Source organism: Streptomyces barkulensis, assembly GCF_002843305.1.
Classification (GTDB): domain Bacteria; phylum Actinomycetota; class Actinomycetes; order Streptomycetales; family Streptomycetaceae; genus Streptomyces; species Streptomyces barkulensis.
Genome location: NZ_PGSG01000109.1, coordinates 29,597 through 55,284 on the forward strand (window position 1 = coordinate 29,597; position 25,688 = coordinate 55,284).

General features: G+C 75.2%; 25 protein-coding genes. 8 read left to right on the forward strand and 17 right to left on the reverse strand.

The genetic code is table 11. From position 1 onward, the window contains the following. Both panC and CUT83_RS24725 read right to left on the reverse strand, forming a co-directional pair. Positions 1-924 carry a pantoate--beta-alanine ligase gene (gene panC / locus CUT83_RS24720; RefSeq protein ID WP_101258046.1) on the reverse strand — a complete coding sequence of 308 codons (924 nt, stop codon included), beginning with the start codon at positions 922-924 and terminating at the stop codon, positions 1-3. A 32-nt stretch (positions 925-956) separates the two neighbouring features. Further along, positions 957-1,868 carry a Rossmann-like and DUF2520 domain-containing protein gene (locus CUT83_RS24725; protein ID WP_101258047.1) on the reverse strand — a complete coding sequence of 304 codons (912 nt, stop codon included), beginning with the start codon at positions 1,866-1,868 and terminating at the stop codon, positions 957-959. Between the two features lie 212 nt (positions 1,869-2,080). Here CUT83_RS24725 and CUT83_RS24730 point away from each other — a divergent pair, with 212 nt between their 5' ends. Next, entirely contained in the window at positions 2,081-3,304 is a 1,224-nt protein-coding gene (locus tag CUT83_RS24730; protein ID WP_101258048.1) for a threonine aldolase family protein, read from the forward strand. Between the two features lie 21 nt (positions 3,305-3,325). Here CUT83_RS24730 and CUT83_RS24735 read toward each other — a convergent pair whose 3' ends face one another. The 4 genes from CUT83_RS24735 to CUT83_RS24750 form a co-directional block, all read right to left on the reverse strand. Beyond that, a complete protein-coding gene (locus CUT83_RS24735) occupies positions 3,326-4,012 on the reverse strand; it encodes a response regulator (RefSeq protein WP_101258075.1) in 687 nt (228 codons plus the stop codon). Positions 4,013-4,092: 80 nt separating this feature from the next. Further along, positions 4,093-5,319 carry a sensor histidine kinase gene (locus CUT83_RS24740; protein WP_101258049.1) on the reverse strand — a complete coding sequence of 409 codons (1,227 nt, stop codon included), beginning with the start codon at positions 5,317-5,319 and terminating at the stop codon, positions 4,093-4,095. Positions 5,320-5,355: 36 nt separating this feature from the next. Continuing rightward, entirely contained in the window at positions 5,356-6,453 is a 1,098-nt protein-coding gene (locus tag CUT83_RS24745) for an SAM-dependent methyltransferase (RefSeq protein ID WP_173915146.1), read from the reverse strand. Positions 6,454-6,461: 8 nt separating this feature from the next. Next, a complete protein-coding gene (locus tag CUT83_RS24750; protein ID WP_101258077.1) occupies positions 6,462-7,556 on the reverse strand; it encodes an NADH-quinone oxidoreductase subunit D in 1,095 nt (364 codons plus the stop codon). Positions 7,557-7,800: 244 nt separating this feature from the next. Between CUT83_RS24750 and CUT83_RS24755 the strand changes: the two genes are divergently transcribed. Together CUT83_RS24755 and CUT83_RS24760 are read left to right on the forward strand one after the other, a co-directional pair. After that, positions 7,801-8,343: a PH domain-containing protein gene (locus CUT83_RS24755; protein WP_101258050.1), complete on the forward strand. Its 543-nt coding sequence runs from the start codon at positions 7,801-7,803 to the stop codon at positions 8,341-8,343. A gap of 25 nt (positions 8,344-8,368) precedes the next feature. Further along, positions 8,369-9,685 carry a PH domain-containing protein gene (locus CUT83_RS24760; RefSeq protein WP_101258051.1) on the forward strand — a complete coding sequence of 439 codons (1,317 nt, stop codon included), beginning with the start codon at positions 8,369-8,371 and terminating at the stop codon, positions 9,683-9,685. A gap of 28 nt (positions 9,686-9,713) precedes the next feature. On the opposite strand, the gene CUT83_RS24765 is transcribed toward CUT83_RS24760, so the two are convergent. Further along, positions 9,714-10,898 carry a hypothetical protein gene (locus CUT83_RS24765; protein WP_143688618.1) on the reverse strand — a complete coding sequence of 395 codons (1,185 nt, stop codon included), beginning with the start codon at positions 10,896-10,898 and terminating at the stop codon, positions 9,714-9,716. A gap of 230 nt (positions 10,899-11,128) precedes the next feature. Between CUT83_RS24765 and egtA the strand changes: the two genes are divergently transcribed. The 5 genes from egtA to CUT83_RS24790 are packed head-to-tail and all read left to right on the forward strand — an operon-like array spanning position 11,129 to position 16,215. Continuing rightward, complete coding sequence (egtA, locus tag CUT83_RS24770) at positions 11,129-12,424, forward strand: ergothioneine biosynthesis glutamate--cysteine ligase EgtA (RefSeq protein WP_101258053.1); 1,296 nt, start codon at positions 11,129-11,131, stop codon at positions 12,422-12,424. After that, complete coding sequence (egtB, locus tag CUT83_RS24775) at positions 12,421-13,887, forward strand: ergothioneine biosynthesis protein EgtB (RefSeq protein ID WP_173915147.1); 1,467 nt, start codon at positions 12,421-12,423, stop codon at positions 13,885-13,887. Before egtA ends, egtB begins: the two co-directional genes overlap by 4 nt. Next, positions 13,888-14,721 carry an ergothioneine biosynthesis protein EgtC gene (gene egtC / locus CUT83_RS24780; protein ID WP_101258054.1) on the forward strand — a complete coding sequence of 278 codons (834 nt, stop codon included), beginning with the start codon at positions 13,888-13,890 and terminating at the stop codon, positions 14,719-14,721. Then, positions 14,718-15,692 carry an L-histidine N(alpha)-methyltransferase gene (gene egtD / locus CUT83_RS24785; protein WP_101258055.1) on the forward strand — a complete coding sequence of 325 codons (975 nt, stop codon included), beginning with the start codon at positions 14,718-14,720 and terminating at the stop codon, positions 15,690-15,692. Before egtC ends, egtD begins: the two co-directional genes overlap by 4 nt. Positions 15,693-15,747: 55 nt before the next feature. Further along, positions 15,748-16,215, forward strand: coding sequence for a hypothetical protein (locus tag CUT83_RS24790; RefSeq protein WP_093852131.1), 468 nt, complete (start codon positions 15,748-15,750; stop codon positions 16,213-16,215). A 20-nt stretch (positions 16,216-16,235) separates the two neighbouring features. On the opposite strand, the gene CUT83_RS24795 is transcribed toward CUT83_RS24790, so the two are convergent. From CUT83_RS24795 to tilS, 10 genes are all read right to left on the reverse strand, one after another. Further along, a complete protein-coding gene (locus CUT83_RS24795; RefSeq protein WP_240958289.1) occupies positions 16,236-17,456 on the reverse strand; it encodes an amidase in 1,221 nt (406 codons plus the stop codon). A 79-nt stretch (positions 17,457-17,535) separates the two neighbouring features. Beyond that, positions 17,536-18,021: a DUF3180 domain-containing protein gene (locus tag CUT83_RS24800; RefSeq protein WP_101258056.1), complete on the reverse strand. Its 486-nt coding sequence runs from the start codon at positions 18,019-18,021 to the stop codon at positions 17,536-17,538. 190 nt (positions 18,022-18,211) lie between these two features. Further along, positions 18,212-18,808 carry a 2-amino-4-hydroxy-6-hydroxymethyldihydropteridine diphosphokinase gene (gene folK / locus CUT83_RS24805; RefSeq protein WP_101258057.1) on the reverse strand — a complete coding sequence of 199 codons (597 nt, stop codon included), beginning with the start codon at positions 18,806-18,808 and terminating at the stop codon, positions 18,212-18,214. Then, positions 18,805-19,164 (reverse strand): dihydroneopterin aldolase, encoded by a 360-nt coding sequence (folB, locus tag CUT83_RS24810; RefSeq protein ID WP_101258058.1) that lies wholly within the window; start codon positions 19,162-19,164, stop codon positions 18,805-18,807. Before folB ends, folK begins: the two co-directional genes overlap by 4 nt. A 144-nt stretch (positions 19,165-19,308) precedes the next feature. Next, on the reverse strand, positions 19,309-19,806 hold the full coding sequence (locus CUT83_RS24815) for a nuclear transport factor 2 family protein (protein WP_101258059.1): 498 nt from the start codon (positions 19,804-19,806) through the stop codon (positions 19,309-19,311). Then, positions 19,803-20,669, reverse strand: a complete 867-nt coding sequence (gene folP / locus CUT83_RS24820; protein ID WP_101258060.1) for a dihydropteroate synthase — start codon at positions 20,667-20,669, stop codon at positions 19,803-19,805. Before folP ends, CUT83_RS24815 begins: the two co-directional genes overlap by 4 nt. 107 nt (positions 20,670-20,776) lie before the next feature. Next, on the reverse strand, positions 20,777-21,382 hold the full coding sequence (gene folE, locus CUT83_RS24825) for a GTP cyclohydrolase I FolE (protein ID WP_093852138.1): 606 nt from the start codon (positions 21,380-21,382) through the stop codon (positions 20,777-20,779). A gap of 127 nt (positions 21,383-21,509) precedes the next feature. After that, positions 21,510-23,552 carry an ATP-dependent zinc metalloprotease FtsH gene (gene ftsH, locus CUT83_RS24830; RefSeq protein ID WP_101258061.1) on the reverse strand — a complete coding sequence of 681 codons (2,043 nt, stop codon included), beginning with the start codon at positions 23,550-23,552 and terminating at the stop codon, positions 21,510-21,512. Between the two features lie 290 nt (positions 23,553-23,842). Beyond that, the gene (hpt, locus tag CUT83_RS24835; protein WP_093852161.1) at positions 23,843-24,382 is read right to left on the reverse strand and encodes a hypoxanthine phosphoribosyltransferase; all 540 of its coding nucleotides are present in this window, start codon (positions 24,380-24,382) and stop codon (positions 23,843-23,845) included. Between the two features lie 36 nt (positions 24,383-24,418). Next, positions 24,419-25,594, reverse strand: coding sequence for a tRNA lysidine(34) synthetase TilS (tilS, locus tag CUT83_RS24840; protein WP_101258062.1), 1,176 nt, complete (start codon positions 25,592-25,594; stop codon positions 24,419-24,421). Positions 25,595-25,688: the final 94 nt, after the last annotated feature.

The following is a 25,688-nucleotide window of genomic DNA, read 5'->3' on the forward strand; positions in this document are numbered from 1 at the left end:
TCACAGAACCCCTCCGGGGCGTCCGAGGCGCAGCCGGACGTTGTCGATCAGTCGTGTGGTGCCCACCCGCGCGGCCACCGCGAGCACGGCCTCGCCCTCGTACGCGCCGGGCTCCGCCGGGACCTCCGTGAAATGGGCCGGGTCCACCAGCGCCAGGTAGTCCAGCACCAGCGGCGGTCGTGCCCGCCCGGCCTGCGCCAGTACGGCCTCGGCGGCCCGGCGTACCTCGCGCGGGCCCGCCCCGCCCGCGGCCACCGCGTCGCGTCCGGCGAACAGGGCGCGCGAGAGGGCCAGGGCGGTGGTGCGCTCGGCGTCCGACAGGTAGCGGTTGCGGCTGGAGAGGGCCAGGCCGTCGGGTTCGCGCACGGTGGGCACGCCCTCGATCTCCACGGGGAAGTTCAGGTCGCGGACCATCCGGGTGATCAGGGCGAGCTGCTGGGCGTCCTTCTCCCCGTAGAGCGCCAGGTCGGGGGCGGTGAGGTGGAGCAGTTTGGCGACGACGGTGAGCATCCCGTCGAAGTGGCCGGGCCGGCTGGCGCCCTCCAGGCGCTCGCCCATCGGGCCCGCGCCGATCCTCACCTCCGGCTCCCCGCCGGGGTAGACCTCCTCCGCCGGCGGCGCGAAGACGGCGTCGGCGCCCGCGCCCGCGGCCACCACGACGTCCGCGTCCAGGGTGCGCGGGTAGCGGTCCAGGTCCTCGCCGGCGCCGAACTGCAGCGGGTTGACGAAGACGGTGACCACCACCTGCCCCTCGGGCCCGGCCTTCTCGCGGGCGGCCCGGACCAGGGCCGCGTGGCCCTCGTGCAGGGCGCCCATCGTCATCACCACCGCCCGCCGCCCCCGGCGCGGCAGGGCGCGCAGTTCGGCGGCGGTGTGCAGGACGGGTACGGGTGTGGGGGCGGGTACGGCTGCGGGCGCGGGCACGGCTGGGCTCCTGTGGTCGGCGGTCGGTCCGTTCACCGGGTGTCCCCGTCGGAGAGGACTTCCAGCAGGTCCTCGGCCAGTTCCGGCCTGAGCAGTCCGCCGGCCAGGGCCCGGTCGGCGGTGGTGCGGGCCATCGCGAGGTAGCCCGCCACCGCCTGCGGGGAGTGGCGGCGCAGCTCGGTGATGTGGGCGGCGACCGTGCCGGCGTCACCCCGGGCTACCGGGCCGGTCAGCGCGGCGTCGCCGGAGCGCAGGGCGTTGTCCAGGGCCGCGCCGAGCAGCGGGCCGAGCATCCGGTCGGGCGCGCCGACCCCGGCGGTGCGCAGCAGTTCCATGGCCTGGGCGACCAGTGTGACCAGATGGTTGGCGCCGAGGGCCAGGGCCGCGTGGTAGAGCGGGCGGGCCTCCTCGGCGACCCACTCGGGCTCCCCGCCCATCTCGATGACCAGCGCCTCGGCGGCCAGTCGCAGCTCCTCGGGCGCGGTGACGCCGAAGGAGCAGCCCGCCAGCCGCTGTACGTCCACGGGCGTACCGGTGAACGTCATCACCGGGTGCAGTGCCAGCGGCAGGGCCCCGGCCCGGGTGGCGGGGCCGAGGACGGCGGTGCCGTAGCGGCCCGAGGCGTGCGCCAGGAGCTGGCCGGGGCGTACGGCGCCGGTCTCGGCCAGGCCCGCGGTCAGGCCGGGCAGGGCGTCGTCGGGGACGGTGAGCAGGACGAGGTCGGCACGGGCCAGGACCTCGGCGGGCTCCACCAGCGGCACCCCCGGCAGCAGGGCCTCGGCCCGGCGGCGGGAGGCGTCGGAGACGCCGGAGGCGGCCACCGGGCGGTGCCCGGCCAGGGCGAGGGCCGCGGCCAGCGCGGGACCGACGCGGCCCGCGCCGACGACGCCGACGGTCAGGCGCGCGGGACGGTCCCCGGCGGCGCCGGAGGGAGGTTGGTTCACTGGTTCAGGCCTTCCGTTCCAGTCCGCAGGACCCGGTACCGGACGATTACCGCCATGCTACGCGGACTCGCCGGCTCCCCGTTCCGCCAGCCCGCAGGGCGGGACGGGCGGAACGCGGAATCCGGCTCGGAACCCGGCTCGGAATCCGGCTCGGGTCCAGGTGCGCGGAAAAGCACCGGCGCGGGCCGGGCCGGTGCGGGAACATCGGGCACATGACAGCTGACAAGGGAGCCGGGGAAGCAGAGGAAGCGCGCGCGGACCTCGATGCCGGGGACGCAGGGGACGCAGGGGACGCCGAGGCCGAGCGGGCCCGCAGGCTCGCGGCGTGGACCGCGGCGCGGCGGAAGCTGTCCGACGGCCCGGTGGACGGGACGATCGCCGGCCGGCTGGCCCGGCTCGCACAGGAGGGCGCCGAGGTCCACGACCTGGACGGCAGCCCCGACATCTACGGCGACGGGATCGTCGCCCGCCTGGAGGAGCGCACCGCCGCCACGCTGGGCCACGAGGCCGCCGCGTTCTTCCCCACCGGCACCATGGCCCAGCAGGTCGCCCTGCGCTGCTGGGCGGGCCGTACCGGCGACCCGGTCGTCGCCCTGCACCCGGCGGCGCACCCCGAGCGCCACGAGCGGGGCGCGCCGGGGCGGCTGAGCGGGCTGAGCACCGTGCACCCCACCACCGAGCCGCGCCCGCCCACCGCCGGGGAGGTACGGGAGCTGGAGGAGCCCTTCGGCACGCTGATGCTCGAACTGCCGCTGCGCGAAGCCGGTTTCGTACTGCCCGCCTGGGACGAGCTGGTGGCGGTGGTGGAGGCGGCCCGGGAACGGGACGCGGTGGTGCACTTCGACGGCGCGCGGCTGTGGGAGTGCGCCGCGCACTTCGGGCGCACGCTCCCGGAGATCGCCGCCCTGGCCGACAGCGTGTACGTCTCCTTCTACAAGTCCCTCGGCGGCCTCTCGGGCGCCGCCCTGGCCGGCCCGGCGGACTTCGTGGCACAGGCGCGCGCCTGGCGGCACCGCTACGGCGGGCAGGTCTTCCAGCAGTGGCCCGCCGCACTGTCCGCCCTGGTGGGGCTGGAGCGGGAGCTGCCCCGGCTGCCCGGGTACGTCGCCCACGCCAAAGCGGTCGCGGCGGCGCTGCGGGAGGGGCTGACGGAGGCCGGGGTGCCGTGGTTCCGGATCCATCCGGCCGAGCCGCACACCCACCAGTTCCAGGTGTGGCTGCCGTACGGCGCCGACGGGCTGACGGAGGCGGGGGTGCGGCAGGCGGAGGAGGAGGGGACGGTGCTGTTCCGCGTCTGGGAGGCGCCGGGTACGCCCGGCCCGCCCGGAACGGCCGTGGCCGAGGTGACGGTGGGCGCTCCGGGGCTGCGCTGGGGGCCGCAGGACGTGCGCGACGCGCTGTACGGCTTCCTCGCCCGCGTCCCGGAGCGGGGGTGATCCCCGAAAAGATCCGGCCGCTCAGGCGCCCTTGCCGCCCGCCCGCACCAGCCCCGTCTCGTACGCCAGCACCACCGCCTGCACCCGGTCGCGCAGCTCCAGCTTGGTGAGGATGCGGCCCACATGCGTCTTGACGGTGGCCTCCGAGAGCACCAGGCGCCGGGCGATCTCGCCGTTCGACAGCCCCTGGGCGACCAGCAGCAGCACCTCGTGCTCGCGGTCCGTCAGCCGCTCCAGCTCCCTGGGCGCGGGCCGGCCGGAGGCGGCGGGCAGCAGGGACGCGAAGCGGTCGAGCAGGCGGCGGGTGGTGGAGGGCGCGACCACCGCGTCGCCGCTGTGGACGGCGCGGATCGCGGCCAGCAGCTCGCCGGGCGGCACGTCCTTGAGCAGGAAACCGGCGGCCCCGGCCCGCAGGGCGGAGAAGGCGTACTCGTCGAGGTCGAAGGTGGTCAGGATCAGTACCCGGGGGCTGCCGGGGCCGCCCTCGCCTCCCTCGCAGATGCGGCGGGTGGCCTCGACCCCGTCCAGGCGGGGCATCCGCACGTCCATCAGCACCACGTCCACGGCCGTGGCGCGGAGCTCGGCCAGCGCCTCGGCGCCGTCCCCGGCCTCGGCGACGACCTCCATGTCGGGCTGGGCGTCCAGCACCATGCGGAAGCCGGTGCGCAGCAGCGCCTGGTCGTCGACGAGCATCACACGGACGGTCATGGTCTCCCCTGAGGTGGTGTCGTGGGGCGGTACGGCGGCGGACGGCACGGCGGCGGACGGCGCGCTCCGCGCGGGGCCGTTCACACGGTGCTCTTCAGCGGCAGCACCGCGCTGATCCGGAAGCCGCCGCCGGGCCGCGGCCCGGCGTCCAGGCTGCCGCCGACCATGCCGACGCGCTCGCGCATGCCGATCAGCCCCTGACCGAGCCCGTCCAGCCCGCCGACCTCGTACAGCTCGCGCTGCGCGCCGCGGCCGTCGTCCTCGGCCAGCAGTGTCAGATCGTCGGTGCCGTAGGTCAGCCGCACCGTCGCGCCGACGTCGGGGCCGCCGTGCTTGCGGGTGTTGGTCAGCGCCTCCTGCACGATGCGGTACGCGGTCAGCTCGACGCTGCTGGGCAGCGGGCGGGGGGTGCCCTCGATGCGGAAGTCCACGGTCAGGCCCGCGCCGCGCACCTGCTCGACGAGGTCGGCGAGCTGCTCGACACCGGGCTGGGGCACGTACTCGCCGCCCTCGGTGTGCTCCCCGGTGCGCAGCACGCCCAGCAGTCTGCGCATCTCCGACAGCGCCTGGCGCCCGGTGCCGGAGATGGTCTCCAGCGCCTGCCGGGTCTGCTCGGGCGCGGTGTCCATGACGTAGGCGGCGCCGTCGGCCTGGACGACCATCACCGAGACGTTGTGCGCGACCACGTCGTGCAGCTCGCGCGCTATCCGGGCCCGCTCGGCGGCGACGGCGACCTTGGCCTGCGCCTCGCGCTCGCGCTCCAGGCGGGCGGCCCGCTCCTCCAGCTGCGCGTAGTAGGCGCGCCGGGTGCGCAGCGAGTCGCCCAGCACCCAGGCCAGCAGGAAGGTGGCGGTGAGGAAGACCGTGCCCAGCACCACGCCGGCGGTGCTCTGGCCCTCGTTGGGCCAGCGCAGGGTGTGGACGGTGGGCGCGGCCAGTGCGCCGGCGAGGGCCAGCCGGGAGGCCCAGCGGACGTTGCGGGAGGCGTTGGTGAAGACGATCACCAGCAGGGCGAAGTTGGCCGGCACCGGGAACGCGCCCGTCACCACCTCCGCCAGCCCCGCCCCGGCGGCCAGCAGCAGCATCTTCTCCGGCGCCCGGCGCCGCAGGGCCACCACGGTGCACAGGACCAGGACGATCGGGACGGAGGCGGCCTGCTGCACCTCCCCCTGCCCCAGCGACTCGGCCGACGGCGGGTGCGTCATGATCCCCACGAGCCACACGGCCGACATCACCAGCAGGACGGCGGCCCACGCCCCGTCGACGAGGGTGGGGTGCCTGCGTAGGAACTCGTAGAGCCGGTGCACATAACCCAGCGTAGGCAGACCGGGTACGCGCGGGGGTCAACCGGACGGCCGATCCCCCGCCTCCCCGTGTACTCCCCAGGGTGGAGGCAGCGGGATCCCGCGGGGCTGGAGCAGCCAGGTGAAGGCGCCCAGGCCCGCCGGGCCGGTCAGCTCGGCGGCCTCGCCGGCGCGGCCCAGCAGCCGTACGTAGGCGGCGGGGTCGCTCGACGCCAGGGCGAGCGGCGGCCGCGCGCCGCTCACGCCCAGGGCGCGCAGCGCCTCGCGCTGGGTCAGCGGCAGGCCCGGACCGGTCGCCGGGGCCCCGGTGCGCTCGGCCGCCGCCGCGCACGCGTCCAGGGCGACATGGGCGGTCAGGTCGCACCGGCCGTCGGGGACGGGCCGCACCTCGCGGCCGTCGCGGTAGCCGGTGAGGGTGCCCAGCGGGGGGCGGGCGGCGCGGGTGTGGGCGTAGTCGACGGCGACGGCCAGTCCGCGCTCCAGGCAGGACACCGCCCGCGCCCAGGCCGCGTCGCGGGGGCGGCCGATCTCCGCGCGCGCCCCCGGCTCGGGCGGCAGCGACCACCAGCGGTCCAGCCACCGGGCGTCCTCGCCGCTCACCGGCTCGCCCGGGTGCTCGGTACCGTCGGCGTCCACCAGGACGTACCGGGGGACGCCGTCCCCGCCGGTCTCGGCGACGTCCACGGGTACGTCGTCCAGCCACTCGTTGGCGAACAGCAGCCCGACCGAGCCGCGCGGCGGGTCGGCGGACCAGGCGACGGCCGGGTCGAGTCCGTCCGGCCGGGGGGCGCGTTCGACGGCGTGGGGGCGCACCCGGGCCGCGAGATCGCCGGGGAGCGCGGGCAGTGCCGCCAGCACGCCGGTCAGCAGCTCGCCGCGGCCGGCGCCGTAGTCGATCAGCGCCAGTTCGCCGGGGCGCCCCAGCATCTCGTCCACGCGCCGCAGCAGTTCGGCCACCGCGCCCGCGAACAGCGGCGAGGCGTGCACGGAGGTGCGGAAGTGGGCGGCGGGGGCGTGGCGTACGAAGAAGCCCTCCGGGCCGTAGAGCGCCTCCTCGGCGGCCTCCCGCCAGCGCCGCGGGCCCCCCGCCGGTCCCTTCGCCGTTCCTCCCGCCGCCCCCGTCGCTCGCCGGTTCACTCGCCGCTTCACTTGTCGATGTCGCCGACGACGAAGAACATCGATCCCAGGATCGCCACCATGTCGGACACCAGCGTGCCCGGCAGCAGCTCGGAGAGCACCTGGACGTTGTTGTACGAGGCCGAGCGGAGCTTGAGCCGGTACGGGGTCTTCTCCCCCTTGGAGACCAGGTAGTAGCCGTTGATGCCGAGCGGGTTCTCCGTCCAGGCGTAGGTGGCGCCCTCCGGGGCCTTGAGCACCTTGGGCAGCCGCTGGTTGACCGGGCCGGGCGGCAGCTCGGCGAGGCGGTCCAGGCAGGCGTCGGCGAGGTCGAGGGAGTTGCGGGTCTGCTCCAGCAGCACCTCGAAACGGGCCAGGCAGTCCCCCTCGGTGCGGGTGACGACCCGCAGCACGTCCGCCAGCTCCCCGTACGCCAGGTAGGGCTCGTCGCGGCGCAGGTCGAAGTCGACCCCGGAGGCGCGGGCGATGGGGCCGCTCACCCCGTAGGCGTGGACGGTTCCGGGGTCGAGCACGCCCACGCCGCGGGTGCGGCCGCGGAAGATCTCGTTGCCCAGGACGAGCCGGTCGTAGGTGCCCAGCTTCGCGCGGACGGCGGCCACCGCCTGCCGGGTGCGGCCGGGCCAGCCCGCCGGGAGGTCCTCCTTGAGGCCGCCGACCCGGTTGAACATGTAGTGGATGCGCCCGCCGGAGACCTCCTCCATGACGCGCTGGAGGTCCTCGCGCTCGGTGAAGGCGTGGAACATGGGCGTGATGGCGCCCAGCTCCAGCGGATAGGAGCCGAGGAACATCAGGTGGTTGAGGACCCGGTTCAGCTCCGCCAGCAGAGTGCGCGCCCACACGGCCCGCTCGGGGACCTCCATGCCCAGCATCCGCTCGACGGCCATGACGACGCCGAGTTCGTTGGAGAAGGCCGACAGCCAGTCGTGGCGGTTGGCCAGGACGATGATCTGCCGGTAGTCGCGCGCCTCGAACAGCTTCTCCGCGCCGCGGTGCATGTAGCCGACCACCGGCTCGGCCGAGCCGATCCGCTCGCCGTCCAGTACGAGCCTCAGCCGCAGCACGCCGTGGGTGGAGGGGTGCTGGGGGCCGATGTTGAGCACCATGTCGGTGCTCTCCGCCGCGCCGCCGACGCCGACGGTGGTCACGGCCGCCGTGTTCCCGGCGGGGGCGGGGCGCTCGGCGGGCACGGCGGACTCGGCGTTGGTACCGGGATCGCTCATGGCCACCAGTCTGGCAGTCCGGCACCTCCGCCGGGAGGGGCGCCGCCCTCTCCCCTCGCCTGCCTCCCTCTCCTTCTCCTCCCCGCGGTGGATACGCACCGTCACCACCGCCGCCTACCCTTGCCGTATGAGTCAGCTGACAGGGGGATCGTCCGGCGGGGAGACCGGGCGGGCCGGACACGCCGGGGAGCCCGGAGGGCCGGAGGACGCCGAGCGGTGGCGCGGCGTCGAACGCGGGCTGCTGCGGATGCGCAGGACGCTGCTGACGGCCGTGTCCGTGCCGCTGGCCGTGGTGCTGGGCCCGGTCCTGTGGCTGACCGCCGGTCCGTGGTGGGCCGTCCTCGCCGCGGCGCCGGCGGCGGTCGCGCTGTGGGGATGGCGGGCCGTCGCCCGCAACTGGGCCTCCTGGCGGTACTCCGAGCGCGACGACGACCTGCTGATCGAACGCGGGGTGGTGTGGCGCGGGCTGACCGTCGTGCCCTACGGCCGGATGCAGCTGGTGGAGGTCACCTCGGGGCCGCTGGAGCGGCACTTCGGGCTGGCCCGGGTGCAGTTGCACACCGCCGCGGCGACGACCGACGCGCACATACCCGGACTCGCCCCCGAGGAGGCCGAGCGGCTGCGCGACCGGCTCACCGAGCTGGGCGAGGCCCGTTCGGCGGGGCTGTGACGGGCCCGGCCGCGAGGGGACTGTGATGGCACTGCTCCAGCGCCCGGAGGGCAGGCGGCTGCACCCGGTCACCCCGTGGCGGCGGGCATGGGCGCCGCTGGCCGCGCTGTTCGCCTTCGCCGCGCAGGACCCGGAGCGGGCCCGGCAGGGCGTGGAGTCGCTGACGGCCGGCCGGCTGCTGGCGGCCCTGGCCCTGCTGCTGCCCGCGGCGGCGGCGTACGGCTTCCTGTCCTGGTGGATGACGAGCTACACGGTCACCGAGACCGAGCTGCGCATCCGCACCGGTCTGCTGTTCCGGCGCGTGGCCCACATCCGTCTGGACCGTCTCCAGGCGATCGACGTGGGGCGTCCCCTGCTGGCCCGCGTCGTGGGCGTGGCCAAGCTCAAGCTGGACGTGGTCGGCACGGACAAGAAGGACGAGCTGGCGTTCCTGGGCGAGCGGGACGCCGTCGCGCTCCGCGCCGAGCTGCTGGCACGGGCCTCGGGGATGGCGCCCGAGGCGGCCGCGGAAGTCGGCGAGGCGCCCTCCCGGGAGCTGGTGCGGGTCGGCACGCGGATGCTGGTGGTCTCACTGCTGCTGCTCGGCAGCGTCTGGGGCACGCTGGCCGCGGCGGTGGCCGTGCCCGCGCTCATCTGGTGGACGAGCGGCAGCCTCTGGCCCGCCCTGGCGGTGGCGGTGCCGCTGCTCAGCGGTGTGTGGCGCAGCGGTGTGGGCCGCTTCCTCACCGAGTTCGACTGGGTCGTCGCCGAGTCGCCGGACGGGATGCGGCTGGACCACGGGCTGCTGGACCGCGCCCATGCCACCGTCCCGCCCGGCCGCGTCCAGGCCGTCCGGATCGTCGAGCCGTGGCTGTGGCGGCGGCGCGGCTGGGTCCGGGTGGAGCTGGACGTGGCCGCCGGGGGGAACGAGGGCGGCCTGCTGCTTCCGGTGGCCACCCGTGAGACGGCCCGGGGCGTACTGGCGCGGGTGCTTCCCGGCGTCGACCCGGACGAGGCGGCGGCGTCCCTGGCCCCGGTGCCGCGCCGGGCCCGCTGGGTCGTACCGCTGTGGTGGCGGGGATACGGCCACGGGGTGACTCAGACGGTGTTCGCCTCCCGCAAGGGGCTGCTGTGCCGCACGCTGTCGCTGGTCCCGCACGCGAAGGTGCAGAGCGTCCGTTTCACCCAGGGCCCCTGGGAGCGGGCCTTCGGTCTGGCGGACGTCCACGTCGACCACGGTGCGAACGGCACGGTGGCGGCCGGGCTGCGGGCGGCGGAGGAGGCCCGGGCGGTGGTGGCCGCCCAGGCGGGGCGCTCCCGCACCGGGCGCCACCGGGCGCGTCCGGAGCGCTGGCTCACATAGCCGCGCCGGCCGAACGGGCAGGGGCGGATCAGGCGGACCGGGTGCGGCGCAGGCCCCTGACCGGGCCCGCCGGCCGCGGCGCGCCGCCCGCGCTCTCGCCGTCCGCGGGAGCGGAACCCCCGTCCTCGCTCTCGTCACCGCCGGGCTCGCCCAGATCGATGACCTTGCCCGCGACGGCGGGCGAGGGGGTGCGGGCCGGGGTCTCGGGGGCGGTGCCGGAAGCGGGTGCGTCACCGGGGGCGCCGGCGCGGGCCGGGTCGTCCTCCTGGTCGGAGGAGGACCCGGCCGCGGGGGCCTGTGGTCCCGGGTCCCCGCGCCGCTTCCGGGCGCCCTGGGTGCCGAAGAAGTCGAATCCGCCGCGCTTGGGGGCACCGCTTCCGCGGCTCCCGGAGCCCTGCCCGTACGGCTCCCCCGGCCCCGCCGTACCGCCGCGCCGCGGCGCCCGCGGCCGCGGCGGCGCCGGCCGGGGCGGCTGAATCCGCTGGGCCTGCTGGGCCTGCTGGGCCTGCTGGGCCTGCTGGGCCTGCTGGGCCTGCTGGAGGGTACCCGGCTCCGGGGTCGGCACGGTCGCGGCCCCGCCCCGCTTCTCCCCCTCCTCGTGCCCCTCGCGCTCCCGCTGGCGGGCGGCGTTGAGCCGCAGCCGCCTGAGCGCCTCGTCCGCCTGGAGGTAGGTGAGCGGTGTGGGCGCGCCGGACGCCCTGCGGTGGTCGGCGGCCCCGGTGGTGAGCGCCTTCGCGGGCCCGGCGGTCTCCAGGGCGAGCTGCCGCCGCCCCTCCAGGGCGCTGGCCCGCTCGGTCTCGGCGGTGGCGTACCGGCGCAGCAGCGCGGCGTGCTCGGTGCGCAGCCTCTCCAGCTCGGCGCGCTTGCTCCGGAGCGTGTCCTCCGCCTTCCGGCGGATCTCCAGGGACTCCTCCAGCTCGGTCTCCAGCTCGGCCTGGCGTTCCTCGGCCCGCCACTCGGCCGTGGCCTTGGCCGCCCTGACCTCGCCGACCCGCCGGCCGGCCTCCCGGTCCCACCGCCGCAGCAGCACGGCCCCGGTGACGGCCGCCGCGGCGGCCGCGGCGGCCGGAAGGCGCAGTGCCGTCACCCCGGGGTCGCCCGCGTCCCCGATCAGCCAGGGGACCGCCGCGCTGACGAGCGCGACGGCCGCCACGGCGAACGGCGCGAGCATCCGGTGCAGGGGCGGCGCGTGGCGGTGGCGTCCTCGTGGCATGGCCTGGAATTTACCCTGTGCGCCGCCTCCGGATAGGTCTCCGTCCGTATTCGTTGTGCGTTCGCAGTCCAACCGAATGCCATGGCTTACCGGACCGCGCTCGCGGGTAGCGGGCGGACAGCGGGCCGACGGCCACGGCCGTCCGCCCGTCCTTGCAGGACGGACGTCCCGGACGGCGCCGGCAGGGGAATTGCGCGCGGTACCGGCCGCATCTGAGGAGGCAAGGCCCCATGGCGTACGGAGAACCGGACGGAAGCGGCGGGAGCGGGCGGCTGACCGAGGACGCCGCCGAGTCGCGGGTCGCGAGGAGATGCTTCAGGACCGGCCCTCCCCGCCGCGTCGGCGTGGAGCTGGAGTGGCTGGTACACGACCGGGACGACCCGCGACGCGCCCTGTCGGCCGAGCGCCTCACCGGGGCCGTGGCCCGGCTGGAGGCGCCCGGCGGCCTGCCGGGCGGGAGCTCGCTCACCCGCGAGCCGGGCGGGCAGCTCGAACTCAGCTCCGCCCCGGCCGACTCCCTGAGCGAGTGCCTGGCGTCCGTGGCGACCGATCTGGACGTCCTGCGGCAGGCCGTGGAGACGTCCGGGCTGCGGCTCGTCGGCCGCGGCGTGGACGACGTCCGCCCGCTCGGCCGGGTGCTGGACCACCCCCGGTACCGGGCGATGGAGTCCTTCTTCGCCCGCTCGGGTCCGTGGGGCCGGGTGATGATGTGCGCGACCGCGTCGGTCCAGGTGTCCCTGGACTCCGGCGACGGCACCGGGGGAACCTCGGGTTTCCGGCTCCGCTGGGAACTGGCCCACCGCCTCGGCCCGGTGCTGGTGGCGGCCTTCGCCAACTCCCCGTTCTGGCGGGGCCGCCCCTCGGGCTGGCGCTCGACCAGGCAGGCGGTCTGGGCACGCCTCGACCCGGGCCGCACCCGCACACCACGCGGCGGCGACCCCCGTACGGCCTGGGCCCGTTACGCGCTGGACGCGGAGCTGATGTGCCTGCGCCGCCCCGGTGCCGACTGGGCGGCGCCGCCGGGGCTGAGCTTCCGCGCCTGGCTGCGCGATCCGCGCGGGGAGCGGCCCCCCACCGCCGAGGATCTGGACTACCACCTCAGCACGCTGTTCCCGCCCGTCCGGCCGCGTGGCTGGCTGGAGCTGCGGATGATCGACGCCCAGGCCGGTGACGGCTGGATCGTACCGACCGCGGTCGCCGCCGTCCTGCTGGACGACCCCCTCGCCGCCGACGCCGCGCTCGCGGCCACCGAGTCCCTCGCCCCGCCCGGGGAGCTGCCCGCCACGGCCGTGTGGCTGCGCGCGGCCCGGCTCGGCCCCGCCGCCCCGGAGCTGGGCAAGGCCGTACGGGCCTGTTTCGCCGCCGCCGAGGCCGCCCTGGCCCGGGCCCGCGTGCCCGCCGGGGTGCGCGACGCCGTGGCCCGCTTCGCCGAGCGCTACGCGGACCGCGGCCGCTGCCCCGCCGACGACCTGCTGGACACCGTCTGCCGGAGCACGGCAACCGCACACCGGAAGGAGACGCAGTGAAACACGACCACGGCGACCACGGCGACCACGGCGGTGCCACGGCGACCGTCGCCCCCGCCCGGGCGGCTTCCCCGCCCGGGGCCGGTGTGCGGGCCCGGGCGCTGGAGGCGCTCGGGGCCGCGCGGCGCAGGACGCTGGCCCTGACCGACTGCCTCGACGACGAGGAGCTGATGGCCCAGCACTCGCCGCTGATGTCCCCGCTGGTCTGGGATCTGACCCATGTGGGCAACCAGGAGGAGATCTGGCTGCTGCGCGCGGCCGGCGGCCGGGAGCCGCTGCGCGCGGACCTCGACCCGCTCTACGACGCCTTCCGCAACCCCCGCGCCGACCGCCCGGCGCTGCCCCTGCTGCGTCCGCCGGAGGCCCGGCGCTACATCGCCGAGGTGCGCGAGCGGGTGCTGGGGATACTGGCCGAATCCCCGCTGGAGGGCTCGCCCCTGCTGGAGAACGCCTTCGTCTTCGGCATGACCGCCCAGCACGAGCAGCAGCACTGCGAGACGATGCTGGCCACCCACCAGCTGCGCCGGGGCCCCGCGGTGCTCGACGCCCCCGCGCCGCCCGCGGCGCCCGCGGGTGCGGCGGACCTGCCGCGCGAGGTGCTGGTGCCCGGCGGCCCGTTCACCATGGGCACCTCCGCCGATCCCTGGGCGCTGGACAACGAGCGGCCCGGTCACACCGTGGACGTGCCCGCCTTCCATCTGGACACCGTCCCGGTCACCTGCGGCGCGTACCAGGAGTTCATCGACGACGGCGGATACGACGACCCTCGCTGGTGGACTCCACAGGGCTGGGCGTACCGGCGGGAGGCGGGGCTGTCCGCACCGCTGTTCTGGGAACGCCGCGACGGTGTCTGGCTGCGCCGTCGTTTCGGCCGCACCGAGCCGGTGCCGCCCGACGAGCCCGTGATGCACGTGTGCTGGTACGAGGCGGACGCCTACGCCCGCTGGGCGGGTCGCCGGCTGCCCACCGAGGCGGAGTGGGAGAAGGCCGCCCGCCACGATCCGGCCACCGGCCGTTCGCTGCGCCACCCCTGGGGGGACGCCGAGCCGACCCCGGAACTGGCCAACCTCGGCCAGCGGCATCTGCGGCCCGCTCCGGCCGGCGCGTATCCCTCGGGGGCCGCGCCGTGCGGGGCGCGGCAGCTGCTCGGCGACGTGTGGGAGTGGACCTCCTCCGACTTCGCCGGCTACCCCGGCTTCGCCGCCTTCCCCTACCGGGAGTACTCCGAGGTGTTCTTTCCCGGCGGCGAGCACGGCGGACAGGACGGGCACGGCGGACAGGGCGGACAGGACGGACGCGGCGGGCACGCCGAGTACAAGGTGCTGCGCGGCGGCTCCTTCGCCGCGCACCCGGTCGCCTGCCGCGGCACCTTCCGCAACTGGGACTTCCCCGTCCGGCGGCAGATCTTCTGCGGTTTCCGCACCGCCCGGGACGCCGCCCCCTCGGGGAAAGGAGGCCGGTAGATGTGCCGCCACCTGGCCTATCTGGGGCCCCCGCTGAGTCTGCGCGAGCTGCTGATCGACCCGCCCGGGGGTCTGTACACCCAGTCCTGGGCCCCTCGCAGACAGCGGTACGGCACCGTCAACGCCGACGGGTTCGGCATCGGCTGGTATCCGCAGGACGGGACGCCGCCCGCGCGCTACCGGCGCGCGGTGCCGGTGTGGGCCGACGGCAACCTGCCCGATCTGGCCCGCACCGTGCGCAGCGGCGCGGTGCTGGCGGCGGTCCGCTCGGCCACGCCGGGCACCACCCAGGACGAGTCGGCCGCGGCGCCGTACCGGGAGGGGCGGTGGCTGTTCAGCCACAACGGCGCCGTCCCCGACTGGACCCGCGCACTGACCGAGCTCGTGGGGGACCTGACGGCCGAGGACCTGCTGGCGGTGGAGTCCCGCTGCGACTCCGCGCTGCTGTGGCTCCTGGTCCGCCACCGCCTGCGGGCCGGGCGGCCCGCCGGGCCGGCGCTGGCCGACGTCGCCGCGCGGACCGCGTGGGCGTGCCCGGAGGCGCGGGCGAACCTGCTCCTCACCGACGGCCGGAGCGTCATCGCGACCCGCTGCGGCGACTCCCTGTGGTACCGCACGGCGCCCGGCGCCGTGCTCGTCGCATCCGAGCCCTTCGAGCCGTCCGGGCCCTTCGAGCCGTCCGGCGGGGAGCCGTCCGGCGGGGACGGCTGGCGGGAGGTTCCCGAGCACTCCCTGCTGCGGGCCACGGCGGAGAGCGTCGAGATCACCCCGCTGCCCGCCGCGCCCGCCCCCCGCCCCGCCCCTCCCCTGTCCGAGAGGATGCCCACCGCATGACGTCCCGGTTCACCCTCGACCGCCGGCTCCCCGAGCACCACCTCGCCGACTCGCTGCGCGCCGATGTCCTCGCCGGACTGACCGCTCCGCCCAGGACGCTGCCGCCCAAGTGGTTCTACGACGCCCGCGGCAGCAAGCTGTTCGACGAGATCACCCGGCTGCCCGAGTACTACCCGACCCGGGCCGAACGGGAGATCCTGCGACTGCGTGCGGCCGATGTCGCGGAGCTCACCGGCGCCCGCACCCTGGTGGAACTCGGCTCGGGGTCCTCGGACAAGACCCGCCTGCTCATCGACGCGCTCCTGCGCCGCGGGACCCTGGAGAGCTACGCGCCCGTCGACGTCAGCGAGTCCGCCCTGTCCGCGGCGGGCGAGGCGCTGTGCCACGAGTATCCCGGGCTGCGCATCGCGGCCACCGTCGCCGACTTCGGCGACCGTCTGCGTCTGCCGGCCGGTCCCGGCCCGCGGCTGGTCGCCTTCCTGGGCGGCACTCTGGGCAACCTCGACACCGCGGAGCGCACCGCCTTCCACGAGCGGCTGCGCTCCTGCCTCGGCGCGGGGGACGCCCTGCTGCTCGGTGCGGACCTGGTCAAGGACGAGGACGTCCTGGTGCGCGCCTACAACGACGCGCAGGGGATCACCGCGGAGTTCAACAAGAACGTGCTGCGGGTGCTCAACCGCGAGCTGGGCGCCGACTTCGACCCCGGTTCCTTCGACCACCTGGCCGTGTGGAACCGCGGGGAGGAGCGCATCGAGATGCGGCTGCGGTCCCGGACCGAGCACACCGTGACTCTGCCCGCGCTCGATGTGAAGATCCCCCTCGCGCGCGGGGAGGAGGTGCGCACGGAGATCTCGGTGAAGTTCCGCCGCGCCGGACTGACCGACGAGCTGCGCCGGCACGGCTTCGCGGTGACCCGCTGGTGGACCGACGCCCGGGAGCGTTTCGCCCTGCTGCTGGCCGTACCCCGCTGACATGCCGGCGGACCGGGAGGGGTACCCGGGGCGTCCCGACCGGAAGGAGACAGCGATGCGTCCACTGACCCAGGGACTGGTGGCCGGGTCCGTCGGCACGGCCGCTCTCAACATCACGACCTACGGGGACATGCTGCTGCGGGCACGGCCGGCCAGCTCCGTGCCCTCCGATGTCGTCGACCGGCTCGCCGAGCGCACCGGTGTCGGGCTGGGCGAGGACGAGGAGGCGTCGAACCGCAAGGAAGCGGCCGGGGCTCTGCTGGGCTTCGTCACCGGCCTCGGCGTCACCGCGGCCTACGCGCTGGTGAGCGGACGACGGCGAACGCCGCCCGTGCCGGTGACCGCGCCGCTGCTCGGAGCCGCCGCCATGGCCGGCAGTGATGTGTCCGCCACCGCGCTCGGCGTCACCGATCCCCGTTCCTGGAGCCGCTCCGCATGGCTGTCGGACATCGTGCCGCACCTGGTGTACGGCCTCGCCGCCGGCGCGACGCTCCGGGCGCTGCGGGGGCGCGCCCCCCGGTGACCAAGCCGCCCGCGGACGAGTCAGCCCGCTCCGCCGGGCGCCCGTGCCGGCGGGGCCGCGCCCTCGGCCGCCCGCACCACCGAGGCGAGCAGCGCCTCTCCTCCCCTGGCGGCCACGATCTGGAGCCCGGCCGGGCAGCCGTCGCCGGTGAGACCCGCCGGGACGCTGACCGCCGGATGGCCGCTGAGGTTGAAGGCCCAGGTCAGTGCCGTGCTGTACCGGTCGCCCGGCCCGTCGTGGCCGTGGGGCCGGTTGGGGGTGGCCGGGGTCAGCAGCAGCCGGCCGCCGGCGAGGAGCGTGTCGAGGCGCGCGTCGTTCTCCGCCCGTGTCCGCTGCGCCGCCGCCCGGTCCCCGTCCGGGGCTCGCAGGGCGAGCCACGCCGGTCCGGGGTCCAGCAGTACGGCACCCCCTTCCGGCCCTTCCGGGGGCTCCAGGCGTACGACGCCCGCCGCGGCCAACCCGTCCACCGCCGCCCTCGTCACCCGGACGACATCCGGGTCGCTCTGCGCGAACCCCAGGTCCGGCGACCACACCGCGGCCACCGGCTCCCCGGCCCCCTCCCCGGCGCTCTCCCCGGCGCCCCGGGCGGGTATGCCGGGCACACACTCCAGCCAGGCCGCGAGGTCCGCCGCGCACCGGACCAGGACGCCGGGCGCGGCCAGGCCCGAACGGTCCGCCACGGGCAGCAGCCCGTTGGTCGTCTTCAGCCCGAGCACCCCGCACCACGCCGCCGGGACGCGCACCGAGCCGGCGCCGTCGGCCCCGGTGGCCATCGGCACCATCCCTGCCGCGACCGCCGCCGCCGAACCCGCGGACGAGCCCCCCGGCGACCGGTCCCGGCGCCAGGGGTTGACGGTGGGGCCGCCGGCTCCCAGGCCCCAGGTCCGCCACGGCGTGCCAGGCCCGGGGACCGAGGTCGCCCCGACCGGTACGCATCCGGCCGCCAGCAGCCGCCGGACCGGACCGGCCGGCCTCCCGGCCGGGCCCGCCGTCCCCGCCTTCACCCCGATGGGCACCCCGGCCAGCGGCAGCCGGTCGCCCGCCGCGACCCCGCGGTCCACCTCGGCCGCACGTGCCCGCGCCCCGTCCGCCCACACCTCCCGGAAGGCGCACAGCGACGGCTCCAGCCGGGCGACCCGGCCCAGTGCCGCCTCCACCACCTCGGCGGCGGACACCTCGCGCCGCGCCACCGCACCGGCGATCGCCACCGCGGACAGCCCCGCGTACGTCTCCCCGTCCACCGCCGGCCCCCTGAATCACCAGCCCCCGAGGCCCCGGTCCCGAAGCCCCGGCCCCGAGGCCCCGGGCCTCCCGGATCCCTCAGGCCGCCGCGGCCGCCGGGGGCTCCTCGTCGTCCTCCGGGAGCCTGCACACCCGCTGCAGGAAGACGGCCGCCGCCACCACCGCCGCGCCCGCCAGCACCGACAGGCCGGCGTAGATCGCCTGGTCCCGGCGGGCGGGCACGTCCATGGCGCCGAAGAGCAGATAGACGCCCGCGCCGCCGTACGCGCCCGCGGCCAGGGCTGCCACCAGCGCGCTGGCCTGCCCCAGGACGACGGCGCGGGCGGCCATCATCGGCTCCACGCCCTTCGCGCCGGGCCGCCGCTCGCGCTGGGCGCGCAGCCGGGCGCGGATCGACAGCGCGGTGGCGGTCAGGATCGTGGCGATCACCGCGAGCACGATCGGGGCCGCGACGGGCACGGCGGGCAGGGTGCCCAGCGCGTCCCACATCCGGGCCCCTGCCCAGGACAGCACCAGCGCGAGCGCGAAGATGCCGGCCAGCGTTCTGATCCGTAGTTCCCTCACGGGACTCCCCACGTCACTCGGCGCTCCCCGAGGGGGCGCCGCCCAAACAGCACCGTCGAAACCGCGTCGCGGCCACCGCGGCCGTCGCGGCCACCGCAGCCGCTGGAGAGCCTTGCCCGTACGGCACCGCCCACACCCCTGGAGCCGGTGGAGCCAGTGGAGCCGGTGGGCCCGGCCGTGCCGCGGCCGGTCACTCCGGCAGGCTCAGTCCCAGGTCCTCCCGGCGTGCCACGCCCTCCCGGCCCACGGCGCCCAGGAGGTCGGCCACCGGGCCGTGCCCGGGAACCTCGGCCTCGGGGTCCACATCGTGCCACGGCGCCAGAACGAAGGCGCGCTCGTGGCACCGGGGGTGCGGCAGGGTCAGTTCCGGGTCGTCGGAGACGACGTCCTGGTACGCCACGATGTCCACGTCGATCGTCCGCGGACCCCAGTGCTCGTCGCGGGCCCGTGCGTAGGCCTCCTCGATGGCGTGGGCCCGCTCCAGCAGCGAACCGGGCGGCAGGGTGGTTTTGAGCAGGACGACGGCGTTGAGGTAGGAGGGCTGGCTGCCCGGCTCCACGCCCCACGGCTCGGTCTCGTACACCGGTGAGACGGCCTTGACCCGCACCCCCGGGGTCTCCTCCAGCGCGTCGATCGCTCCCTGGAGCGTCTCCATGCGGTTGCCCAGGTTGCTCCCGAGCGAGATGACGGCGCGCTTGGGGTTGTGCAGGGTCACGTCGGCGGCGTCCACCTGGTGCACCACCGAGGCGGGCACCGGCTGTACGGTCGGGTCGCTGTTCGGCGTCATACGCGGCTCCGCTTGATGGTGATGGTCACGTCGTCGAACGGGACGGTGACGGGGGCCTCGGGCTTGTGGACGGTGACCTCCACCTCGCGCACCGCGTCGTGCGCCAGGCACTGGTCGGCGATCCGCTGGGCGAGGGTCTCGATCAGGTCGACAGGCTCGCCCCCGACGATCGCGGCGACCTCCTCGGCGACGATGCCGTAGTGCACCGTCTTCGTGAGGTCGTCACCCGCGGCCGCGGGGCGGGTGTCCAGGCCCATCGCCAGGTCCACCACGAAGGTCTGTCCCTGCTTCCGTTCCCGCTCGAACACCCCGTGATGCCCGCGGATCCTCAGTCCGCGCAGCGCGACACGGTCCACGCGCTCTCACTCCCGTCGGTCGTACGGATGCGGCGGCGGGCCGGTGGCCTCCATGCCCCGCACCCCGGTGTCCGGCGGGACCGGCACCGGCGAAGACCGGTGCCGGTCCCGCCGGACACCAGAGCCACTCTCTCAGACCGGCGCTCAGAGCACGGTCCCGCCCTCGCCGTCGACGCCGTCGATCCCCTCACCGTCACCGTCCCCGTCGTCGTCCTCGTCCTCGACGAGGACCGGGGAGCCGTGGTGCGCCCACACCCGCCACCGGCCGTCCTCCGCCCTGCGGAAGACGTTGGTGGCGACCACCAGCCCGCCGACCAGGGGCCCGGCCGAGCCGTCCTCCTCCGCGGGGCCGCCGCTGAGGATGTTCTCGGTGCAGGTGACCAGGGCGGTGTCGCCCGCCACGGAGACCTCGACATCGGTCAGGAAGAACTGGATGTACTCGGTGTTGGCCATGATCAGCGCGTACGAGCGCAGCACCTCGTCGCGTCCGGTGAGCACCGGCCAGCCCGGGTGCACGACGCTGACCTCGTCGTGCAGCCAGCTCTCGGCCAGGGCGTCGAGGTCGCCGCGCTCCACCGCGTCGTACAGCGCGGCGTTCGCCGCCTCCACGGCCTCGACGTCCGTACGGGCCTCTCCGCTCACCTGGCTCCCTCCAGGGCCCGGGCCACCCGGACCGCGTCCGCGCTCGCCCGTACCTCGTGCACCCGTACCGCCCAGGCGCCCTCGCGCGCCACGAGCGCCGAGACCGCGGCGGTGGCCGCGTCCCGTTCCCGGGCGGGCGGCACCTCGCCGCCGTCGCCCGCCAGCACCCGGCCCAGGAACCGCTTCCGGGAGGCCGCTACCAGCACCGGCCGTCCCAGCTCCCGGCGCAGCCGGGCGGTGGCGTCCACCAGGGCCAGGTCGTGGGCGGCCTGCTTGGCGAAGCCCAGCCCGGGATCGACGACGATCCGCTCCGGGGCGATCCCGCCGTCCACCGCCTGCTCCACAGCGGCGCGCAGCTCGCCGATCACCTCGGTGACGGTGTCGGTGTAGACGGCCCGGTCGTTCATGTCGATGCTCTGGCCGCGCCAGTGCATCACCACGTACGGCACCCCGGCGGCGGCGACCACCGGGACCATGCGCGGGTCCGCGCGCCCACCGCTGACGTCGTTGACCAGGCGGGCACCGGCCTCCACCGCCTGCTCGGCCACGGACGCCCGCATGGTGTCCACGCTGATGACCACGCCCTCCCGGGCCAGTTCGCGGACCACCGGGATGACCCGGCGCAGCTCCTCGGCCTCGTCCACACGGGTCGCGCCGGGCCGGGTGGACTCGCCGCCCACGTCGACCAGGTCGGCGCCCTCGGCCACCAGGGCCAGACCGTGCTTGACCGCGGCCCCGGTGTCGAACCAGCGGCCTCCGTCGGAGAAGGAGTCCGGCGTGACGTTCACCACGCCCATGACCGCGCACCGGTCCCATGCCGGCAGCCCGGCCACTTCCCCGCGGGGGACGCGCAAGGTACTCATGCCGTCCAGCGTAGGCGTTCCGCGGGCGCCTCCCCGTCACCGCCCCGTCGGACGGCCCGCGGCCGAACGGAGGCCGGCGGGCGGCCGGGCGGGCAGCCGGCGGGCGGTCAGCGGGCCATGATCAGGCTCATCGCCTCGGCGCGGGTGGCGGAGTCACGGAGCTGGCCGCGGACCGCCGAGGTGATGGTCTTGGCCCCGGGCTTGCGGACGCCGCGGACCGTCATGCACATGTGCTCGCACTCGATGACGACGATCACCCCGCGCGCCTCCAGGATCTCCATCAGGGAGTCGGCGACCTGTGTCGTCAGACGCTCCTGGACCTGGGGGCGGCGGGCGAAGACCTCCACCAGCCTGGCGAGCTTCGACAGGCCGGTGATCTTGCCGGAGTCGGCCGGGATGTAGCCGACGTGCGCCACTCCGTGGAAGGGCAGCAGGTGGTGCTCGCAGGAGGACAGCAGCTCGATGTCCTTCACCAGCACCATCTCGTCGTGACCGAGGTCGAAGGTGGTGGTCAGCACGTCCTCCGGCCGCTGCCGCAGACCCGCGAATATCTCCCGGTACGCCCGGGCCACCCGGGCCGGGGTCTCCCGCAGGCCCTCGCGGTCGGGGTCCTCGCCGACCGCGATGAGCAGCTCCCGTATGGCGTTCTCGGCACGCTTCTCGTCGAACTCTCCGACGGAGCCCTCGCCCTCCAGCGTCACCGGGTCGATCATGTGGTCCTCTTTCTCGATTGCGGCGGCGAAAAGCCGCGCCCCTCCGGTAGTCAACCGGAGGGGCGCGGCGGGCATTCCTCGGGGTTCCCCACCGCCGGCCCGGGGGCCGGCGGTGGGGAAGCCCAGGTCAGCTCTCCGGCCGGGGCTCGTCGGACGGCAGGCGGGTCTCCTTGGAGAGCGCGGTGTCCGTCGGGCCGATCTCCTTGCCCTTCTCCTGGCCGGGCTGCGTGCCGTTGGTCAGGGCCAGCTCCTTGGGGGTGGAGACCGGCGGGCGGGTGGAGGGCATCCGGCGCGCGGAGCCCGTCCAGGCCGGACGCGGCGGGCGCTTGACGATCGGCCGGAAGATCTCGGCGATCTCCTCCTTGCCCAGGGTCTCCTTATCCAGGAGGGCCAGCACCAGGTTGTCCAGGACGTCCCGGTTCTCGACGAGGATCTCCCACGCCTCGTTGTGGGCGGTCTCGATCAGCTTCTTGACCTCCTCGTCCACCAGCCCGGCGACCTCCTCGGAGTAGTCGCGCTGGTGGCCCATCTCCTTGCCCAGGAAGGGCTCGGAGTTGTCGGAGCCGAACTTGATCGCGCCCAGCCGCTCGGTCATGCCGTACTGCGTGACCATGGCGCGGGCCGTGGCGGTCGCCTTCTCGATGTCGTTGGCGGCGCCGGTGGTCGGGTCGTGGAAGACCAGTTCCTCGGCCGCGCGCCCGCCCAGCATGTACGCGAGCTGGTCGAGCATCTCGTTGCGCGTCGTGGAGTACTTGTCCTCGTCGGGCAGGACCATCGTGTAGCCCAGCGCCCGGCCGCGGGAGAGGATGGTGATCTTGTGGACGGGGTCGGAGTTCGGTGAGGCCGCCGCGACCAGGGCGTGGCCGCCCTCGTGGTACGCGGTGATCTTCTTCTCCTTGTCGCTCATGATCCGGGTCCGCTTCTGCGGTCCGGCCACGACACGGTCGATCGCCTCGTCCAGGAAGTGGTTGTCGATCAGCTTCTTGTCGCTGCGCGCGGTGAGCAGCGCGGCCTCGTTGAGCACGTTGGACAGGTCCGCACCGGTGAAGCCGGGTGTGCGGCGGGCGACCGCGGACAGGTCCACGTCGGGCTCCATCGGCTTGCCCTTGGCGTGCACCTTGAGGATCTCCAGACGGCCCTGCATATCGGGGCGGTCCACGGCGATCTGCCGGTCGAAACGGCCCGGGCGCAGCAGCGCCGGGTCGAGGATGTCCGGGCGGTTGGTGGCGGCGATCAGGATGACGCCGCCCTTGACGTCGAAGCCGTCCATCTCGACCAGCAGCTGGTTCAGCGTCTGCTCGCGCTCGTCGTGGCCGCCGCCCATGCCGGCGCCGCGGTGGCGGCCGACGGCGTCGATCTCGTCGACGAAGACGATCGCCGGGGCGTTCGCCTTGGCCTGCTCGAACAGGTCGCGCACACGCGAGGCGCCGACACCGACGAACATCTCGACGAAGTCGGAGCCGGAGATCGAGTAGAACGGGACGCCCGCCTCGCCCGCGACGGCGCGCGCGAGCAGCGTCTTGCCGGTGCCGGGCGGGCCGTAGAGCAGCACGCCCTTGGGGATCTTCGCGCCGACGGCCTGGAACTTGGCGGGCTCCTGGAGGAACTCCTTGATCTCGTGGAGCTCCTCGACCGCCTCGTCCGAGCCGGCGACGTCCGAGAAGGTCGTCTTGGGGGTGTCCTTGGTGATCAGCTTCGCCTTGGACTTCCCGAAGTTCATCACCCGGGAGCCGCCGCCCTGCATCTGGTTCATCAGGAACAGGAAGACGATCACGATCAGTACGAACGGCAGCAGCGAGAGCAGCATCCCGAGGAACGGGTTCTGCTTCTGCGGCGAGACGGTGTAACCGTCCTTGATCTGCCCGTCCTGGTACTTGGACTGCAACTGCTTGGCCAGATCGACGCCCTGGTCGTCGATGTAGCTGGCCTTGATCTTGTCGCTGCCCTCGATCTTCGTGCCCTCGGTGAGCTCGACCTTGACGGTCTGCTCGTCGCCGGTCGTCAGCTCGGCGGACCTGACCTTGTTCTCGTTGATCGCCTGCACGACCTGGCCGGTGTCCACCGTCTTGTAGCCGCCGGACGAGCCGACGACGTTCATCAACACGACCACGGCGAGGGCGGCCAGCACGATCCACATGACGGGACCACGGAAGTAGCGCTTCACGTCCATCCACACGGGGCGGCGCGCGCCCCGTCCCTCCTGCCACAGTGAGGCACCGCGACCTCGGGTGAGATCGCCTGTGCGTACGGTGTTTTACTCCGGCGTGTTACTCCGGCTTGCTCGGCCTACGAACGGATTGCCCCAACGGACCGACCTTCGGACGGTACCCCAGGATCACAGCCCGAAGCACTGCCGAGGCGGGCGCCGCCGGCGGACGGTGAACATCCCCGTCCGCCCGTTCCAACGCCGGGGGACCCCCCGAACGTTCCCGGGCGGCGCCCCGGACCCGCCAGGGCCCGTCAGCCTCCGTAGACGTGCGGCGCCAGCGTCCCCACGAACGGCAGGTTGCGGTACTTCTCCGCGTAGTCCAGCCCGTAGCCGACGACGAACTCGCTGGGGATGTCGAAGCCGACCCACTTCACGTCGATCGCCACCTTCGCCGCGTCCGGCTTGCGCAGCAGGGTGCAGACGTTCAGCGAGGCGGGCTCGCGCGAGCCGAGGTTCGACAGCAGCCAGGACAGTGTCAGGCCGGAGTCGATGATGTCCTCGACGATCAGGACGTGCCGCCCCTTGATGTCGGTGTCCAGGTCCTTGAGGATCCGGACCACGCCGGAGGACTGGGTGCCCGCGCCGTAGGACGACACCGCCATCCAGTCCATGGTGACCGGCGAGGACAGGGCCCGGGCGAGGTCCGCCATGACCATCACCGCGCCCTTGAGGACCCCGACCAGGAGCAGGTCCTCGCCCTCGTACTCCGCGTCGATCGCCTCCGCCAGCTCGGCCAGCTTCGCGTCGATCTCTTCCTTGGTGATGAGCACCGACTTGAGGTCGGCGCCCATGTCCTTGTCGTCCACCCTGCTGCTCTCGGTCGGGGATCACACTTGCCGGATGACCAGTGTGCCACCCTGCCTCCGGGCGGCCACCCGGCCGGGCAGGCTGATGGCCCGCTGGCCGTGCCATTCGGTGACCAGCCGGTCCACCTCCTCGATGTGGCGGGCGAACAGCGAGCCCGCCGGGGAACCGGCCGCGACCGCCACGCGGCGCAGCACACGCCGGCGGACGGCGGGCGGCAGGGCGCCGAGCCGGGCGACGTCGAGGGCGGCTCCGGGCCCCTCTGTGAGATCCGCGACATTCGCGGCATCACCGGACCCGCCGGACCTGCCGGACCCATCGGACCCGCCGGACCCATCGGACCCGCCGGGCCCGTCCGCCCCGTCCGCCCGGGACGGCGAAAGCTCCGTGCGGACCTCCCGCTCGGCGTCGCGGGCCCATGCGTCGAGGGCGTCGGCGTCGTCCCGGGAGAGCTGCGCGGTGCGGGCCAGGGCCTCGACCACGCCCTTGCCGAGCGCCTTCTCCAGGGCGGGCAGCGCGTCGTGGCGCACCCGGGAGCGGGTGAACGCGGGATCGGCGTTGTGCGGGTCGTCCCAGACCGGCAGCGACTGCACCATGCACGCCTTGCGGGTGGTCTGCCGGTCCACGGCGAGGAACGGCCGCAGATAGCGGTGGCGGACGCCCCGGCGCCCGGCCGGCGAGCCGGACACGGCGGCCATTCCGGACAGCGAGCGGGTACCGGAGCCCCGGGCCAGGCCGAGCAGCACCGTCTCGGCCTGGTCGTCGCGGGTGTGTCCGAGGAGGACCGCGGCGGCGCCGAGGCGGTCGGCGGCCTCGTCGAGGGCGGTGTAGCGGGCGGTGCGGGCGGCGGCCTCGGGGCCGCCGTCGCGGCCGACGGCCACGGTGAGGGCCTCGGCCGGTTCGAGGGAGAGCTCGGCGAGGCGGCCGACGACCTCCCGGGCCCGGTCGCCGGAGCCGGGCTGCAGGCCGTGGTCGACGGTGAGGCCCCCGGCCCGCAGGCCGAGGCGGGGGGCTTCGAAGGCGAGGGCGGAGGCGAGCGCCATCGAGTCGGCGCCGCCGGAGCAGGCGACGAGCACGAGTGGAGGGCGCCGGTGCGGGGCGGAGGAGCCGACGGGAGCGCCGGGGGCGTCCTGGAGTACGTCACGGAGTGTGCGGCGAACCGCCAGGCGTATCGCGGCGACCGCGGGGTGGGGACCCATGTCCGTTCACTTCCTCGGGGAGTCGTGGCCGCGCAGTCGATGACTACGCTGAGTGCGTCGATGGTGACAGAGAAGTGCCGTGTCCCTGAGCATC